This window comes from Streptomyces sp. NPDC041068 (assembly GCF_040647455.1).
GTDB lineage: Bacteria > Actinomycetota > Actinomycetes > Streptomycetales > Streptomycetaceae > Streptomyces.
This window is the reverse complement of record NZ_JBEZCG010000007.1, coordinates 116,229-131,626: the sequence shown is the minus strand read 5'-3', so window position 1 is coordinate 131,626 and position 15,398 is coordinate 116,229. Positions and strand designations below refer to the sequence as shown.

Below are 15,398 nucleotides of genomic sequence, written 5' to 3'. Positions count from 1 at the left end.
ACCGGTAGTGGCGCGGCTGGGCCCGGAGCAGGTGCCCGCCGACGCGGTGCGCGGGCCCTGCGAATGACTCGCTGCCTCAAGCGGAAAGCAAGCCATGTCGCACGTCGAACGTACTCCTGAAAGGGATATCGCCCGGGCGAGGAAGCGCCTGGACGAACTGGACCGCCAGATCGTGAGAATCCTGAAAGAGCGGGTGTCGTTCTCGGCGCTCGTGCAGTCGGCCCGTATCGCGGAGGGAGGGTGCCGTACCGACAACCGGCGCGAGAACGTCGTCGTCAGCAGATACCACCGGAGCCTGGGCCCCGCCGGACGGGACATCGCGCTGAGCCTGTTGCGGCTCTGTCGCGGCAGGGATCCCGTGCCCCTGACCGCGTACGGTGGTCCGCCGACCCGGCGGGCCTTCCTCGGACCCGCGGCCTCCGTCTCCCAGCAGGCCGCCGAACTCCTCGAGCCCGTCGCGGCGCGGGAGTTGGTGCCCCTGGACACGTTGGACGACGTGATGGGCGGCCTGGTGAGCGGGCGTGCCGAGGAGGCGGTGCTGCCTCTGGAGAACAGCCTGTCGGGGCCCGTCCACGACAGCATCCGCGCCCTCGCCGCCTCCGACGAGGTCTGTGTCACCGGGCAGTTGCGCATCGCCGTCGACTGGGTCCTCGCGGCCGCCCCCGGCACGCGCCTGGCCGACGTCGTCACGGTGGCCAGCCACCCCCACGCCCTGGCCCAGACCCGGAAGTGGCTCACGTCGCTGCTGCCGCGGACGACCACGAAGGGCGTCGCCTCCACGTCCGCATCGGCTGCGGGGCTGCGTGCCCCCGATGCCCCGTACGAGGCCGCCGTGTGCACCCGCAGGGCGGCGGAGCACTACCGCCTGAACGTCCTCGCGGCCCCCGACGTGTCGCAGATCCCCGTCACGCGCTTCGCCCTGGTGAGGCACGCCGCCGCGCTTCCCGCGCCGTCCGGCAACGATGTCACCAGCCTGGCCGTGACGGTGCCCACCCGGTCCCTGACCGATGTCGTGGAGTGCCTCGCCCGAACGCACGCCGAAGTGCTGGGACTTCACACGCTGCCCGCGGGGAAGGCCGGCCACCTGTTGTGGCTGGACTGCCGCGGACACGCCACCGACCCCGGGATGGTGCGCACCTGGGCCGAGTTGCGCGAGCCCTGCGACCAACTGCGGATGATCGGCACCTATCCGGCCGGCGGAGCCGCGGAGCCCTCCCCCCACCGTCTGGAGACCCCATGACGACACCTGCCGTCGATGCGCCGAGCCTGAGCGGTGCCGAACTCGTGCTGCGCGTGCTCCGGGAGGAAGGCGTCGACCACGTCTTCGGCAACCCCGGCACCACCGAACTCCCCCTGATCCAGCGGCTGGCCGACCAGCACGACATCACCTACGTACTCGCGCTCCAGGAGGCCTCCGCCGTGGCCATGGCGGACGGCCACGCCCGTATCACCGGACGCCCGGCCTTCGTCAACCTGCACGCGGCCGCCGGTCTCGGCAACGGCATCGGGGCGCTGACCAATGCCGCGGCCGCCCGGGTGCCCATGGTGGTCACCGCAGGTCAGCAGGATCTGCGCCACCTCATCCACGAGCCGGTGCTCGCGGGCGACTTGACCGGCATGGCCACGGCCACCGTCAAGTGGGCCCACGAGGTCGGCACCCGTGCGGAACTCGGCGAAGTCCTGAGCCACGCCTTCCGGGTCGCCAAGGCGCCGCCGACCGGACCGGTCTTCGTCTCGCTGCCGATGAACCTGCTGGACGAGATGGGCCCGCCCCCACCACCGCGTACGACCATTCGTTACGCGGCGGCCGCGCCCACGGACGACCTCGCCAAGCTGCTCAACGAAACCCCGGCCGACGAGATCGCGCTGGTCTTCGGGGACGAACTGGCCCGCCACGCACCGGCCGAAGGTCTGGCTCTCGCGGAGGCCCTCGGGGCGCCGGTGTGGGGAGCGGGCTGGCCCGCCACCAACCCCTTCCCGACGGCACACGCACTGTGGCGCGGCTATCTGCCCACGCACCTGCCGGGCATCCGCGCCACGCTCGCCCCGTTCCGGCTCGTACTCGTCGCGGGAACGCGGACCTTCCCGCTCTACTACCCGTACGCACCCCGCCCGCTGCTCGACGAGAACACCCACGTCGTCCAGATCACCGCCGACCCGGCAGGGCCCGGCCGCGACACTCCGGTCGACTGTGCGCTGAACGGCCACCTCCGGCCCACGCTGCGTGCCCTGCTCGCCGCGCTGCCGTCTTCGGAGTGTTCCGTACGGGAGACGGCTCCACCGTCAACCGGGTCAACCGGCCTGCCAACCGGCCCGCCAAACGGCCCACTTGACCTGCAGAGCCTCTCCGCGGCTCTGGCCGCCGCCCTTCCCGACGACGCCTTGGTCGTCGACGAGGCGCCGCACGCCGCACGCAGCATTCGCGCGGCACTGCGCCTGGCGGAGGCGAACCGGTACCAGTGGGTGTCGGGGGGCCTCGGGTGGGCCATGCCCGCGGCCGTCGGCGTCAGCCTGGCCCACCCGGGCGGACGGGTGCTGTGCACGGTCGGCGACGGCGCCACGATGTACTGTCCCCAATCCCTGTGGACCGCCGCCCACTTGGGCCTGCCGATCGGTTTCGTGGTCGCCAACAACCGCGAGTACCGCGTCCTGAAGGACAACTGGCACCACCGGGAACCGGGGGCGAAACGTCTCCTCGGCATGGACCTGACCCGGCCCGCGGTCGACTTCGGCGCGTTGGGACGGTCCATGGGGGTGCCCGCCCGGCGTGCGACCACGAGCACCGAGCTCATGGAAGCCGTGCGGGACGGCTACCGCGCCGAAGGGCCGTTCCTCGTCGAAGCCGTCCTCGACGAAACTGTCCTCGCCGAAGCCGCCCTCGACGAAGCCGCTCCCGACGAAGCCGCTCCCGACGGACGCTAGAACGCTAGTCGGCCTGCGGGGCGGGGCGCAGTCGCGTCGCGGTGCGGATCAGGGCGTGGCCGATCAGGCCGCCCGCGACGGCGCCGACCCCGATGGCCGCCGTGGACAGCAGGGCGAGCAGGGCGGCCGTCCCGGCGCCTTCGCGCCCCACCGAGAGCTGGGTGAGGCTCTCGTACACCTGGAGGCTGGGCAGGAGGGCGCCGGTGGTTCCCGGGACGACGACGGCCGCCGCGGGCACCCGCAGCGCCGGGCTGCACGCTGCCCCGCCCACCCCCAGGGCCGCCGCCGCGCACAGCACCGCCAGCGCGGGAGCGTGCACGGCGTGGGAGACCGCCATGTTCACCGCGCCGCCCAGGACTCCGGCGGCGACGGCCACGGGCAGCAGCCGCCGGGTGCCGCCCATGGAGAAGCAGTTGCCGAGCGCCCCGACCGCGGAGACGACGAGCCCGCCCCAGACGGGCAGCGTGGCGTGGTCGATGTACGGCGCGTAGAGGTCCGCCGTCGCCTCGTCGGCGAGCACGGCGACGACGAGCACCCCGGTGGCCATGCCCGCCAGGGCCAGGGTCACGTTGACGGCCCGGGTGGCGGCCATCAGGGAGAAGCCGGTGATGCCGTCCTGCGGCAGCGCGATCAGTGGCACGATCGGCAGCAGCACCACCAGGTTCGCCGCCATCACGGCCGTGCTGTAGGGAACGACGAGGCCGGTGTTGAGCAGCGCGATGCCCAGGACCACGGCCAGCGCGGCCTGGGCCGCGATGACGAAGAAGAACGGCATGGCGGCGCGGAACAGCAGCCAGCCGAGCCGGTCGCACGCCATCAGCACGACCACCGCGGTGACCGCGGCCCACACCGAGCCGCCCACCTGCAACGTCACCGAAGCGGCGAGCACCCCGCCGCCCGCCGTGCGCACCCACCAGGGCCAGTAGGGCGGGGTGTCCTGGATGTGCTGCAGGGCCTTCATGGCCTGGCGCACGTCGAGGCGGCCCGCGACCACATGGCCCACCAGGCGGTGCAGCGCCGCCATCCGCCTGAGGTCGCGGGGGTCCTCCGAGGTCCGGGTGACGCGCATCATCGACGCCGGTACTTGGTGCGGAGGCGCGTACTGGAGGTGGATGGTGCGGGCCGTGATGTCGACCTCCAGGTGGTTGAGCTCCAGGGCCGTCGAGACCGCGATCACGGAGGACTCGATGGTCTGCGTGTCGAACCCGGAGAGGAACAGCTCCTGGCCGAGGCGCAGGGCGAAGTCCATGACCCGGCGGGCGTCGCGCCCGGACAGCTGTTCCGAGCTGACGTCCACCGCCCCGTCGAAGGCCGTGTGCTTCAGGCGCTCCAGGACCTCCCCGCCCTCGGATTCGCGCCGCTTCCTGCGCTCCTTGTCCTTGTGCTCCTCGTGATCCGCTTCGTCACCCATGTGCTCCTCGCCGCCCTCGCTCGTGCCCGGCCCCAGCCTCGGGCACGCGCGGGAGGCCGGGGCGGCGCGACGGCGTGAGGCGCACGGCAACCACTGGCGTGGAGTAGCTGCCCGGTCGACCCGCGGGTCGCCTTTGGCCGCCACCCCAGGCGTCAACTACGCTACGTGCTCGCTCGGTTACGCGTGATCGGCGATCACTCGCAACGTACGGATACTCGCAACGCACGGATATGGGCGGTACCCATGGCACGACACGCAGCACCCAAGTCACCCAGGCCCGGCTCCCGCGCGCTGTTGCGTGCGGGGCTGACCGTCACGGCCGCGGGCGCCGCCCTCGGTGCGGGCGGGGCGGCGACGGCCAGCGCGGCGCCGGTGTCGGCGACGCAGGCGGTCGGGTTCTCCACCCCGCTCGGCGACGTGGACGCGGCGACGCCGGGGCAGGCCCTCGCGGAGGCGGTGCACCGCTCGACGGCGGGCGGCCTCGCCCCGGCCAAGACCCTCCAGCTCGACCCGCTGGCCGGCACCGGCGTCGACCCGCTCGACAACTCGCTCGGCACGCAGATCGCGGACTTCAAGCCGGTCAGCACGGCGGCCGCCACCGGCCCGCTCGCCCAGGGCGGCTCCCTGGACGACATGCCGGTGGTGGGTCCCGCCACGGGGCTGCTGCCCGGTTAGTCGGTCGCGGAAGAGGCCCCGGCCGACGACCGCAGCGGCACCTCGCGGATCAGCCAGGCCGCCGCGAACGTGATCGCGCACAGCGCCGCCGTGCCGATCATGATGCCGTGCAGGCCGCCGGTGACGGCGGAGCGGAAGGCGTCGCGGACCGGTTCGGGCAGGGAACGCAGGACCTCGGGCGTGAGCTCGTGGCCGCCCGCCAGACGTGCGCCGTCCTGGCCGAGGCGGTCCGTGAGGCTGTCGGTCATGCGGGCGGTGTGGACGGAACCGAGCACGGCGACGCCGAGCGAGCCGCCGATGGTGCGCAGCAGTGTGGTGGTGCCGCTCGCCGCGCCCATGTCCCGGGGCTCCGCGCTGTTCATGGTGATCAGCAGCGAGGGCTGCATCAGGCAGCCGAGGCCCACGCCGAGCAGCAGAGTCAGCGCGGAGGCCATGCCCGTCGCGGTGTCCGTGCCGAGGGTGAGCAGGGCCAGGGCGCCCGCCGTGGCCACCGCGCCGCCCGCGATCGGGTACGCGCGGTACCCGCCGCCCTTGCCGACCGCCCTGCCGATGTACAGCTGGGCGCCCATCATGCCGAGCATCAGGGGGAGCAGGAGCAGTCCGCTCTCCGTCGACGAGGCACCGCGTACGAACTGCATGTACTGCGGCAGATAGCTCGCCGCCCCCAGCATCGCCGCGCCCGCGAGGAAGGTGAGGACCTGGGCGAGCGTGAAGTTGCGGTCGCGGAACAGGCGCGGCGGGATGACGGGTTCCGCGGCGCGCCGCTCCACGCGGACGAAGGCGGCGAGCGCGGCCGCCGCGAGCAGCGCGAGGCCCGCGATCTGCGGGGAGATCCAGTCGTACGTCGTTCCGCCCCAGGTGCCGAGCAGCGTGAGCGCGAGGATGCCCGCCGTGAGGAGCGCGGCGCCCGCGTAGTCGATGCGGGCCCTGCTGCGTTCGGTGTGCACATGGACGAGTAGGCCGACGATCAGGAGCGCGGCGCCGCCGAAGGGCACGTTGACGTAGAACACCCAGCGCCAGTCGAGCTGGTCGGTCAGGAAGCCGCCGAGCAGCGGCCCGCCGATCATGGCGGCCGGCAGCATCACACCGATCATCGACTGCGAGCGCCCGGCCTGCGCGGGCGGGAGCAGCGTCCCGATGAGGGAGAGCGCACCCACGAAGAGGCCGCCCGCGCCGAGCCCCTGCAGGGCGCGGAAGGCGATCAACTGCCCCATGTCCTGGGCGAGTCCGCAGAGCACGGACCCGATGAGGAAGACGGCGATGGAGGTCATGTAGCTGCCCTTGCGGCCGTACAGGTCGCCGAGCTTGCCCCAGATCGGGGTGGAGACGGCGGTGGTGAGCAGGTAGGCCGTCACCACCCAGGAGAAGTGGCCGAGGCCGCCGAGTTCGCCGACGATCGTCGGCAGTGCGGTGCCGACGATGGTGCCGTCGAGCGTCGCCAGGACGATGCCGAGCAGCAGCCCGAGGACGGCGAGGCGGGAGGGTGACGGGGCCTCGGCGGTGGCGGGTTCCGCGGTCACGGCGGACGGCGCGGCTTCTCGCGTACGTTGATTCATGGCTTCCCCCCGGGGGTGTTGGCGTGGCGTGGCGTCAGGCGGCGTACGGGCGGGCGGTCCTCGCCGCGCGCAGGGCCTCGGCCCACCAGGCCAGTTGGTCGAGCATCGACTTGGCCGCGGCGTCGCTCTGCGGGTCCTTCATCGCGTGGTCCTCGTCGAACAGGCCCCAGACGTGGTGCAGGCTGACCGTGTTGCGGATGGTCGTCGCGTTCAACTCGGCCATGACCAGGCGGAGTTGTTCGACCGCGCGCAGGCCTCCTGAGATGCCGCCGTAGGAGACGAAGCCGATCGGCTTGGCGTGCCACTGCTCGTTGTGCCAGTCGACGGCGTTCTTCAGCGAGGCCGGGAAGCTGTGGTTGTACTCCGGCGTGACGAACACGAACGCGTCGGCGGCCGCGAGGCGCGGCGAGACCAGGGCGAGCGCCTCCTCGGTGCCCGGCGCGGGCGGCTGGCCGAAGGCAGGGAAGACGGTGGGGAGCGGGGTCTCGGCCAGGTCGACGACGTCGAGGTCCATGTCGGCGCGCTGTGCGATGTGCCCCTTGATCCACTCGGTCACGACGGGTGCGAAGCGGCCCTCGCGGGTGGAGCCGACGAGGACGGCGACGCGGAGTGCGGCCGAGACGGTGGCGGTGGCGGACATGGGGAACCCCCTGGAATGTGTACGACGTATCTTTCGCGTACAACGTACACATCGATGTGTACGGCGTCTACAAGGGATACGGTGTACGCATGGCCACACAGAAGAAGGGCGAGCCCGAGGTCTCGCTCTGGGAGCGCATGGAGCGCCCGGCAGCCACGCAGCGTGCCGCGCTGACACCGCAGAAGATCGCGGCGGTGGCGGTGAAGGTCGCCGACGCCGAGGGCTTCGCGGCCGTCACCATGCGCCGCCTCGCCACCGAGCTGGGCGTCGCGCCCATGGCCGCGTACCGCCATGTCTCAGGCAAGGACGACCTGTGGGCGCTGATGGTCGACCGGGTCACGGCCGAGGTCGTCGTCCCCGAGGACGCGACCGGCTGGCGCGAGGTGCTGCGCGCGTACGCCGTCGGCAGCCGTCGGCTGATGCTGGAGCACCCCTGGCTCGCCCAGCTCCCCACGCCGCACTTCGCCCTGACGCCGAACCGGATGGCCATGGCCGAACGGCAGTTGGCGGCCCTGGAGAACCACGGCCTCGACGCCGACACGATCATGACGGCGTTCCGCACCGTCGGCGCCTACGTGCACGGCGTCAGCCAGTCGGAGGTGGCGCTGCGCCAGTACATGGAGGACAACGGCTGGACCAGTGGCGACGAGACGCGCCGCGGACTCGCGCCGCAGATGAGGTACCTGATGGACACCGGCCGCTACCCCGCCTACCGGCGCTACGCCCTCGGGGCGGGCCGCAAGGACGACGCCACCTGGCAGTTCGAGACGGGGCTCGACTGCGTCCTGGACGGCATCGGGGTGCGGCTCGGCCTCGACCCGCGGGCATGACGGAGCCCCGGCCTCCTGGACGGAGGAGGCCGGGGCTCCGGTGTGCGGGAGTGGCTAGTAGGCCGAGCCCGACGCGCCCAGCGAGCCCGTCGGGTGCCAGACCGTCTTGGTCTCCAGGAAGGCCGTCAGGCGGTGCGTGCCGGGGTCGGCCGCGAAGTCCACAGGCTGTGGACGCAGCACGCGCTTGAGGTTGTCCGCGGCCGCGATCTCGAGCTCGCGCGCCAGGTCCGCGTCCGCGCCCGTCAGGTCGATCGCGTTGACGTCCTGGTGGGCGGCGAGCGGCGTCGCGATCTCGGCGGTCTTGCCGGTGAGGATGTTGACCACGCCGCCGGGGACGTCCGAGGTCGCGAGGACCTCGCCCAGGGAGAGCGCGGGGAGCGGGGCCTTCTCGGAGGCGATCACGACGGCCGTGTTGCCCGTCGCGATGACCGGGGCGAGCACCGAGACCAGGCCGAGGAACGACGACTCCTGGGGTGCGACGACCGCGACCACGCCCGTCGGCTCCGGCGTCGAGAGGTTGAAGAACGGGCCCGCGACCGGGTTCGCCCCGCCCGCGACCTGGGCGATCTTGTCCGTCCAGCCCGCGTACCAGACCCAGCGGTCGATCGCCGCGTCCACGACCGCGGCGGCCTTGGACTTGGACAGGCCCTCGGCGTCCGCGACCTCACGGACGAACTGCTCGCGGCGGCCCTCCAGCATCTCGGCGATGCGGTAGAGGATCTGGCCGCGGTTGTACGCGGTCGCGCCCGCCCAGCCGCCCTGCGCCTTGCGGGCCGCCACGACGGCGTCACGCGCGTCCTTGCGGGACGACAGCGGGGCGTTGGCCAGCCACTTGCCCTTCGAGTCCGTCACCTCGTACACCCGGCCGCTCTCGGAACGCGGGAACTTCCCGCCCACGTACAGCTTGTAGGTCTTGAAGACGCCAAGTCGCTGCTGCTCGGACTTCTCAGACATCGAGGTACGCCTCCAGACCATGGCGGCCGCCCTCGCGGCCGAAGCCCGACTCCTTGTAGCCGCCGAAGGGCGAGGTCGGGTCGAACTTGTTGAATGTGTTGGCCCAGACGACGCCCGCCCTGAGCTTGTTCGCGACCGCCAGGATGCGGGAGCCCTTCTCCGTCCAGATGCCGGCGGAGAGCCCGTACTGCGTGTTGTTGGCCTTGGCGACGGCCTCGTCCGGTGTACGGAAGGAGAGCACCGAGAGCACCGGGCCGAAGATCTCGTCGCGGGCGATGGTGTGCGCCTGCGTGACGTTCGTGAAGAGCGTCGGCGCGAACCAGTAGCCGGAGGACGGCAGTTCGCAGGCGGGCGACCAGCGCTCGGCGCCCTCCGCCTCGCCGGTCTCGGCGAGCGCGGTGATGCGGGCGAGCTGCTCGGCGGAGTTGATCGCGCCGATGTCGGTGTTCTTGTCGAGCGGGTCGCCCAGACGCAGGGTCGACAGGCGGCGCTTGAGGCTGTCGAGCAGCTCCTCCTGGATCGACTCCTGCACGAGCAGGCGCGAACCGGCGCAGCAGACCTGGCCCTGGTTGAAGAAGATGCCGGTGACGATGCCCTCGACGGCCTGGTCGATCGGGGCGTCGTCGAAGACGATGTTCGCCCCCTTGCCGCCCAGTTCGAGCGTGACCTTCTTGTCGGTGCCCGCGACCTGACGGGCGATGGCCTTGCCCACGGCGGTGGAGCCGGTGAAGGCGACCTTGTTGACGTCGGGGTGGGCGGTCAGGGCCGCGCCCGCGTCGCCGTACCCGGGAAGGATGTTGACGACGCCCTTGGGCAGGCCCGCCTGGCGGCAGATGTCCGCGAAGAAGAGCGCGGACAGCGGGGTCGTCTCGGCGGGCTTCAGGACGACCGTGTTGCCGGTCGCGAGCGCCGGGGCGATCTTCCAGGCCAGCATCAGGAGCGGGAAGTTCCACGGGATGACCTGGCCCGCGACGCCGAGCGGCGCCGGGTTCGGCCCGTACCCCGCGTGGTCGAGCTTGTCGGCCCAGCCCGCGTAGTAGAAGAAGTGCGCGGCGACCAGGGGGAGGTCGGCGTCGCGCGTCTCCTTGATCGGCTTGCCGTTGTCCAGCGTCTCCAGGACGGCCAGCTCGCGGCTGCGCTCCTGGATGATCCGGGCGATGCGGAACAGGTACTTGGCGCGCTCGGCGCCCGGCAGCGCCGACCACTTCTCGAAGGCCTTGCGGGCGGCCTTCACCGCGCGGTCGACGTCCTCGGAGGAGGCCTGCGCGACTTCGGAGAGGACCTCTTCGGTGGACGGGGAGACCGTCTTGAAGACCTTGCCGTCGGCGGCATCGGTGAACTCGCCGTCGATGAACAGGCCGTACGACGGGGCGATGTCGACGACGGAGCGGGACTCCGGCGCGGGTGCGTACTCAAAGGGAGTGGAGGTCATGGGTCAGTCCACCGTCACGTAGTCGGGGCCGGAGTAGCGTCCTGTGGCCAGCTTCTGACGCTGCATCAGCAGGTCGTTGAGGAGCGAGGAGGCGCCGAAGCGGAACCAGTGGTTGTCCAGCCAGTCGGGCCCGGCCGTCTCGTTCACCAGGACGAGGAACTTCACCGCGTCCTTGGTCGAGCGGATGCCGCCCGCGGGCTTCACCCCGATCTGCACCCCGGTCTGCGCACGGAAGTCGCGCACGGCCTCCAGCATCAGGAGCGTGTTGGCGGGGGTGGCGTTGACGCCGACCTTGCCGGTCGAGGTCTTGATGAAGTCGGCGCCCGCGATCATGCCGATCCAGCTGGCGCGCTTGATGTTGTCGTACGTCGAGAGCTCACCGGTCTCGAAGATGACCTTCAGGCGGGCGGTGCCGCAGGCCTCCTTCACGGCGCGGATCTGCTCGAAGACCGTCATGTAGTCACCGGAGAGGAAGGCTCCCCGGTCGATGACCATGTCGATCTCGTCGGCGCCCGCAGCGACGGCCTCGCGCACGTCACCGAGCTTCACGTCGAGGGCGGCGCGGCCCGCGGGGAAGGCGGTCGCGACGGACGCGACCTTCACGCCGCTGCCCGCGACGGCCTCCTTGGCGGTGGCGACCATGTCCGGATAGACGCAGACGGCGGCGGTGCGCGGGGTGCCGCGGTCGGTCGGGTCGGGGTTGACGGCCTTCGCGCCGAGCGCCCGGACCTTGCCCGGGGTGTCGGCGCCCTCCAGCGTCGTCAGGTCGATCATCGAGATGGCCAGGTCGATGGCGTACGCCTTCGCCGTGGTCTTGATCGAGCGGGTACCGAGCGAGGCGGCGCGCGCCTCCAGGCCGACCGCGTCGACGCCGGGCAGCCCGTGGAGGAAGCGGCGGAGCGTGCTGTCGGACGCGGTCACGTCAGCGAATGCAGTGGGCATGGTCACGAGGGGAGCATATCTACGCGCGTAGCTGCTGTACAGGGGTGGGGGCCGGGGCCCCGGGCGGGGCTTCAGGCAGAATCAGGGTATGAGCGACCCCCAGAACCCCGTGGCGGAGCCCGCGTACAAGGACCGCACCTTCCGGTCCCCGGCCGGCATCGCCGGCGGTGTCCTGCTGCTCGCCCTGGGCGCCTGGCTCGGCATCGACGCCGTGGTCCGCGGCGAGGGCCGCACCCCGTGGCTCGCGCTCGCCGGGCTGCTGCTCGCCGTGCCGCTGGTCGTCGCGTTCACCGTGCGCCCCGTCGTGTACGCCAACGACGACCGGCTCCGCGTCCGCAACCCCTTCAGGACCATCACGCTGCCCTGGGGGTCCATCGCGACGCTCCGCTCGGGCTACTCGAACGAGGTCCTCACCAACGACGGCACCAAGTACCAGCTCTGGGCGATCCCCGTCTCCCTGCGCGGCCGCAAGAAGGCGGCGCGCAGGCAGTCGCAGGCCGCGGCCTCGGGCGACCCGACGGCAGGCGGCCGCCCCTTCCTCGACCCCAAGGCCCCGCCGGCGCGCGCCACCGGTGACCAGGCCATGGACGAACTCCGCGAGCTCTCCGAAGCGCGGGCCTCCGCCGAGTCCGCGCAGGGCGAGCCCGCGGTGCGCTGGTCCTACGAGGTCATCGCGCCGTGCGCGGTGGGGGCGGTGCTGCTTGTGGTGCTGCTGGCGGTGGCCTGAGGTCTTCGGGTGACCTGGGGTCTTCAGGTGGCCTGAGGTCTTCGGGTGACCTGGGGTCTTCAGGTGGCCTGAGGTCTTCAGATGACCTGAGGCTTTCTGCGGAGGGGCCGGGTTCCCTGCGGAGGGTCCGGGTTCTCTGCCGGAAGTCCGGGTTCTCTACGGAGGGCCCAGCCACGCCAGGAGCATGTGGCCGCCGAACGCGGCCGAGCCCAGTGCCGCGGCCGACAGCAGCGTCACCATCACGTGCGTGCGCGCCCGAGCCAGCGCCACGGCGAGCGGCAGCAGCAGCGGGAAGCCGGGCAGCAGGAAGCGCGCCCGAGGGAAGTAGACCCCGCTGCTGCCGAGCACGATCAGCAGGAGCAGGCCCGTGAAGAGCAGCAGGGGCAGCGGCTGGCGGTCGGCCGCCGAGAGCACGTAGAGGACCACCGAGCCGAGCAGCACCGCCGTCACCATGGCGAGGAACAGCTGCGGCCGCTCGATCACGAACAGGCCGTGCATGCGGCGCAGCGTCTCCACGCCGCCGTCCCACTCGTTGTGCCACAGCTTCTGTACGGCGAAGTAGCCGTCCCAGCGGCCCAGGCGCAGGCCCACCCAGCCGACGTACGTGAGCCAGCCCAGCGGGGCGAGCAGGGCGCCCAGGAGGGTGCGTACGAGAAAGTCGCGGCGCAGCGCGAGCAGTGCCGTCAGGGAGACCGCCGCCGCGAGGGCCACCCCGGTGGGGCGGGTCAGTCCCGCGAGCGAGGCCAGGGCGCCTGCCCACAGCCAGCGGCCCGTCAGGACCGCGTACAGCGACCATGCGGCCAGTGCCGTGAACAGCGACTCCGTGTAGCCCATCCACTGCACGAGCGCCACGGGCAGGCTGCCCCAGAGCGTGGCCAGGACGACGCCCGTACGGCGGCCGTACAGGCGGTCGCCCACCGCGAAGATCCCCCACGCGGCGACGAACGAGGACACCAGCGCGACCGCGAGGCCGACCGCTCCGCGCGGCAGTGCGGGGGCGAGGGCCTCACCCGCCCTGATGAGGGTCGGGAGCAGCGGGAAGAACGCCAGGTTGTTCGCGTCGAACTGGGAGCCGAGGGTGTCCGCGTACCCGTGCTCCGCGATCTTCAGATACCAGTCGCAGTCCCACGACTCCGCCAGCAGGTGCCACACGCCGCGGTGCTCCCTGCGCGCCCACAGGGCGAAGGCCAGCGCGCCGAGCAGGCGCACCGCCGCGTACGCCAGGAGCGCGGGCGACGCGTGGCGCAGGGCGCGGGCCGCGCGCTGGGCGCGGCCGGGGCGCGGATGCGCGGCGTTGCGGGGGCTCCTGGACGCGGGGACGACCGGGGACGGGGCGGCGGTCGAGGACTCGGAGATTCCGTACGGCACTGCGGCAGCTCCCGGAACGTGATCGTGCGCTACCGGTCGTCCCTTCCTGGGGGACCGGCAGCGCACCGGATCGCTGCGGCAGCTGCGCTAGCGGAACCACCCGTCCGGGTGGCCCGCGGTGGGGCGGGGGCCGCTCAGATGCCCGCCGCCGCGGAGAGGTCACGCTTGATCGCCGCGAGGAGGTCCGTGGCCTTGGCGCGGGCCGCGGGGAGCCCGGACGTGTCCGACACCGGGACCACGACCTCCAGGTAGCACTTGAGCTTCGGCTCCGTGCCGCTCGGGCGGACGATGACGCGGGCGCCGTCGAGGGTGTAGCGCAGGCCGTCGGTGGGCGGGAGCTTGTCCGTGCCCCGCGTCAGGTCCTCCGCCTTGGTGACCCGCAGTCCCGCGAGCTCCGTCGGCTGCCGCTCGCGCAGGCGGCGCATGGCGTCCGCGATCAGGGACAGGTCCTCCACGCGGACCGACAGCTGGTCGGTGGCGTGCAGGCCGTGCTCCACCGCGAGGTCGTCGAGCAGGTCGAGGAAGGTGCGGTTCTGCTCCTTGAGCTCGGAGGCGAGCTCGGTGAGCAGGAGGGCGGCGGTGATGCCGTCCTTGTCGCGGACGCCCTCGGGGTCCACGCAGTAGCCGAGCGCCTCCTCGTAGCCGTAGCGGAGGCCGTCGACGCGGGCGATCCACTTGAAGCCGGTGAGGGTCTCCTCGTACGGGAGGCCCGCCTTCTCGGCGATCCGGCCGAGGAGGGAGGAGGAGACGATCGATTCGGCGAAGGTGCCCTGTGCTCCGCGGTTCACCAGGTGCGCGGCGAGGAGGGCTCCCACCTCGTCGCCGCGGAGCATCCGCCAGTCCTCGCCGTCCTTGACCGCGGCGGCGCAGCGGTCCGCGTCCGGGTCGTTGGCGATGATCAGGTCAGGGGCGGGAGTGGTGCGGGCCGCCGTCGCGAAGGCCAGGTCCATCGCGCCCGGCTCCTCCGGGTTCGGGAACGCGACCGTCGGGAAGTCCGGGTCCGGCTCGGCCTGCTCGGCGACGAGGACCGGGGCGGGGAAACCGGCGCGGGCGAAGGCCGCGAGGAGGGTGTCCTTGCCGACGCCGTGCATCGCCGTGTAGACGGCGCGGGCGGTGCGGGGGGAGTCCGGGGCCAGGACGGCGTCCGTGCGCGCCAGGTAGGCCTCCAGGACGTCGTCGCCGAGGGTCTCCCAGCCGGCCTCGGGGCGGGGGACGTCGTGGAGCGACGCGATGGCGTCGATCTCGGCTGCGATCTCCGCGTCCGCGGGCGGGACGATCTGGGAGCCGTCGCCGAGGTAGACCTTGTAGCCGTTGTCGCGCGGGGGGTTGTGGCTGGCCGTCACCTCCACGCCCGCCACCGCGCCGAGGTGCCTTATGGCGAAGGCGAGGACGGGGGTGGGCAGGGGGCGGGGGAGCACGGCGGCCCTGAGGCCCGCGCCGGTCATGACGGCGGCGGTGTCGCGTGCGAAGTCGGCCGACTTGTAGCGGGCGTCGTAGCCGATGACCACGAGGCCGTCGGTCCGGTTCTTGGACTTCAGGTACGCGGCGAGGCCGGCGGCGGCGCGGATGACCACGTTGCGGTTCATGCGCATGGGGCCCGCGCCGAGTTCGCCGCGGAGTCCCGCGGTGCCGAACTGGAGGGTGCCGGAGAAGCGTGCGGTCAGCTCGTCGGTGTCCGCGGAGTCGATGAGCTTGGCCAGCTCTTCGCGGGTCTCGGGGTCCGGGTCCTCGGCCAGCCAGGCCTGGGCACGCGCGATGAGTTCGGTGTCCTGCGAGGAGTCCTGCACGGTTTCTTCAGCCTCTCGTGCGGTTTCTGGCGGGGGCGCCTTGGGCGGGGGTTCGCCTTGTCATCGTCTTGGGGGCGGGGCCGCGGGGGTATGTCCGTGCTCGCCATCTTTGTTGCGGGGCCTGGTTGCTGCGGTGCCGGCGGGCGTTGTGCGC

13 protein-coding genes are annotated in these 15,398 nt (G+C 72.3%); 5 read left to right on the top strand and 8 right to left on the bottom strand.

What is annotated here, in order from left to right; genetic code table 11:
- The first annotated feature begins 94 nt into the window (after window positions 1–94).
- Together AB0B50_RS17700 and AB0B50_RS17695 are read left to right on the top strand one after the other, a co-directional pair.
- Window positions 95–1,240 carry a chorismate mutase gene (locus AB0B50_RS17700; RefSeq protein ID WP_362332053.1) on the top strand — a complete coding sequence of 382 codons (1,146 nt, stop codon included), beginning with the start codon at window positions 95–97 and terminating at the stop codon, window positions 1,238–1,240.
- Window positions 1,237–2,922 (top strand): thiamine pyrophosphate-binding protein, encoded by a 1,686-nt coding sequence (locus AB0B50_RS17695; protein ID WP_362332050.1) that lies wholly within the window; start codon window positions 1,237–1,239, stop codon window positions 2,920–2,922. The genes AB0B50_RS17700 and AB0B50_RS17695 overlap by 4 nt, the downstream gene beginning before the upstream one ends.
- A 4-nt stretch (window positions 2,923–2,926) precedes the next feature.
- On the opposite strand, the gene AB0B50_RS17690 is transcribed toward AB0B50_RS17695, so the two are convergent.
- The gene (locus AB0B50_RS17690; RefSeq protein ID WP_362332048.1) at window positions 2,927–4,333 is read right to left on the bottom strand and encodes a threonine/serine exporter family protein; all 1,407 of its coding nucleotides are present in this window, start codon (window positions 4,331–4,333) and stop codon (window positions 2,927–2,929) included.
- Between the two features lie 243 nt (window positions 4,334–4,576).
- Here AB0B50_RS17690 and AB0B50_RS17685 point away from each other — a divergent pair, with 243 nt between their 5' ends.
- Window positions 4,577–5,008 (top strand): hypothetical protein, encoded by a 432-nt coding sequence (locus tag AB0B50_RS17685; RefSeq protein ID WP_362332045.1) that lies wholly within the window; start codon window positions 4,577–4,579, stop codon window positions 5,006–5,008.
- On the opposite strand, the gene AB0B50_RS17680 is transcribed toward AB0B50_RS17685, so the two are convergent.
- A complete protein-coding gene (locus AB0B50_RS17680; RefSeq protein WP_362332042.1) occupies window positions 5,005–6,564 on the bottom strand; it encodes a DHA2 family efflux MFS transporter permease subunit in 1,560 nt (519 codons plus the stop codon). The genes AB0B50_RS17685 and AB0B50_RS17680 overlap by 4 nt on opposite strands.
- Before the next feature lie 34 nt (window positions 6,565–6,598).
- Window positions 6,599–7,204 (bottom strand): NAD(P)H-dependent oxidoreductase, encoded by a 606-nt coding sequence (locus tag AB0B50_RS17675; RefSeq protein ID WP_362332039.1) that lies wholly within the window; start codon window positions 7,202–7,204, stop codon window positions 6,599–6,601.
- 89 nt (window positions 7,205–7,293) lie between these two features.
- Here AB0B50_RS17675 and AB0B50_RS17670 point away from each other — a divergent pair, with 89 nt between their 5' ends.
- Window positions 7,294–8,034: a TetR/AcrR family transcriptional regulator gene (locus AB0B50_RS17670; RefSeq protein ID WP_362332036.1), complete on the top strand. Its 741-nt coding sequence runs from the start codon at window positions 7,294–7,296 to the stop codon at window positions 8,032–8,034.
- 54 nt (window positions 8,035–8,088) lie between these two features.
- On the opposite strand, the gene AB0B50_RS17665 is transcribed toward AB0B50_RS17670, so the two are convergent.
- The 3 genes from AB0B50_RS17665 to deoC are packed head-to-tail and all read right to left on the bottom strand — an operon-like array spanning window position 8,089 to window position 11,362.
- Window positions 8,089–8,988 carry an aldehyde dehydrogenase family protein gene (locus tag AB0B50_RS17665; protein ID WP_362332033.1) on the bottom strand — a complete coding sequence of 300 codons (900 nt, stop codon included), beginning with the start codon at window positions 8,986–8,988 and terminating at the stop codon, window positions 8,089–8,091.
- Window positions 8,981–10,420 (bottom strand): aldehyde dehydrogenase family protein, encoded by a 1,440-nt coding sequence (locus AB0B50_RS17660; RefSeq protein WP_362332030.1) that lies wholly within the window; start codon window positions 10,418–10,420, stop codon window positions 8,981–8,983. Before AB0B50_RS17660 ends, AB0B50_RS17665 begins: the two co-directional genes overlap by 8 nt.
- 3 nt (window positions 10,421–10,423) lie before the next feature.
- The gene (gene deoC, locus AB0B50_RS17655) at window positions 10,424–11,362 is read right to left on the bottom strand and encodes a deoxyribose-phosphate aldolase (RefSeq protein ID WP_362332027.1); all 939 of its coding nucleotides are present in this window, start codon (window positions 11,360–11,362) and stop codon (window positions 10,424–10,426) included.
- A gap of 88 nt (window positions 11,363–11,450) precedes the next feature.
- On the opposite strand from deoC, the gene AB0B50_RS17650 reads away from it, so the two are divergent.
- Window positions 11,451–12,089 carry a PH domain-containing protein gene (locus AB0B50_RS17650; protein ID WP_362332025.1) on the top strand — a complete coding sequence of 213 codons (639 nt, stop codon included), beginning with the start codon at window positions 11,451–11,453 and terminating at the stop codon, window positions 12,087–12,089.
- A gap of 156 nt (window positions 12,090–12,245) precedes the next feature.
- On the opposite strand, the gene AB0B50_RS17645 is transcribed toward AB0B50_RS17650, so the two are convergent.
- Together AB0B50_RS17645 and AB0B50_RS17640 are read right to left on the bottom strand one after the other, a co-directional pair.
- A complete protein-coding gene (locus tag AB0B50_RS17645) occupies window positions 12,246–13,457 on the bottom strand; it encodes a hypothetical protein (RefSeq protein WP_362332022.1) in 1,212 nt (403 codons plus the stop codon).
- Between the two features lie 134 nt (window positions 13,458–13,591).
- Entirely contained in the window at window positions 13,592–15,244 is a 1,653-nt protein-coding gene (locus tag AB0B50_RS17640) for a phospho-sugar mutase (protein ID WP_362332019.1), read from the bottom strand.
- Window positions 15,245–15,398: the final 154 nt, after the last annotated feature.

Coding starts and splice junctions, on each gene's coding strand:
- AB0B50_RS17685 (WP_362332045.1), top strand. CDS start 4,577: ATGGCACGACACGCAGCACCCAAGTCACCCAGGCCCGGCTCCCGCGCG.
- AB0B50_RS17650 (WP_362332025.1), top strand. CDS start 11,451: ATGAGCGACCCCCAGAACCCCGTGGCGGAGCCCGCGTACAAGGACCGC.
- AB0B50_RS17690 (WP_362332048.1), bottom strand. CDS start 4,333: ATGGGTGACGAAGCGGATCACGAGGAGCACAAGGACAAGGAGCGCAGG.
- AB0B50_RS17660 (WP_362332030.1), bottom strand. CDS start 10,420: ATGACCTCCACTCCCTTTGAGTACGCACCCGCGCCGGAGTCCCGCTCC.
- AB0B50_RS17695 (WP_362332050.1), top strand. CDS start 1,237: ATGACGACACCTGCCGTCGATGCGCCGAGCCTGAGCGGTGCCGAACTC.
- AB0B50_RS17700 (WP_362332053.1), top strand. CDS start 95: ATGTCGCACGTCGAACGTACTCCTGAAAGGGATATCGCCCGGGCGAGG.
- AB0B50_RS17675 (WP_362332039.1), bottom strand. CDS start 7,204: ATGTCCGCCACCGCCACCGTCTCGGCCGCACTCCGCGTCGCCGTCCTC.
- AB0B50_RS17670 (WP_362332036.1), top strand. CDS start 7,294: ATGGCCACACAGAAGAAGGGCGAGCCCGAGGTCTCGCTCTGGGAGCGC.
- AB0B50_RS17680 (WP_362332042.1), bottom strand. CDS start 6,564: ATGAATCAACGTACGCGAGAAGCCGCGCCGTCCGCCGTGACCGCGGAA.
- deoC (WP_362332027.1), bottom strand. CDS start 11,362: ATGCCCACTGCATTCGCTGACGTGACCGCGTCCGACAGCACGCTCCGC.
- AB0B50_RS17665 (WP_362332033.1), bottom strand. CDS start 8,988: ATGTCTGAGAAGTCCGAGCAGCAGCGACTTGGCGTCTTCAAGACCTAC.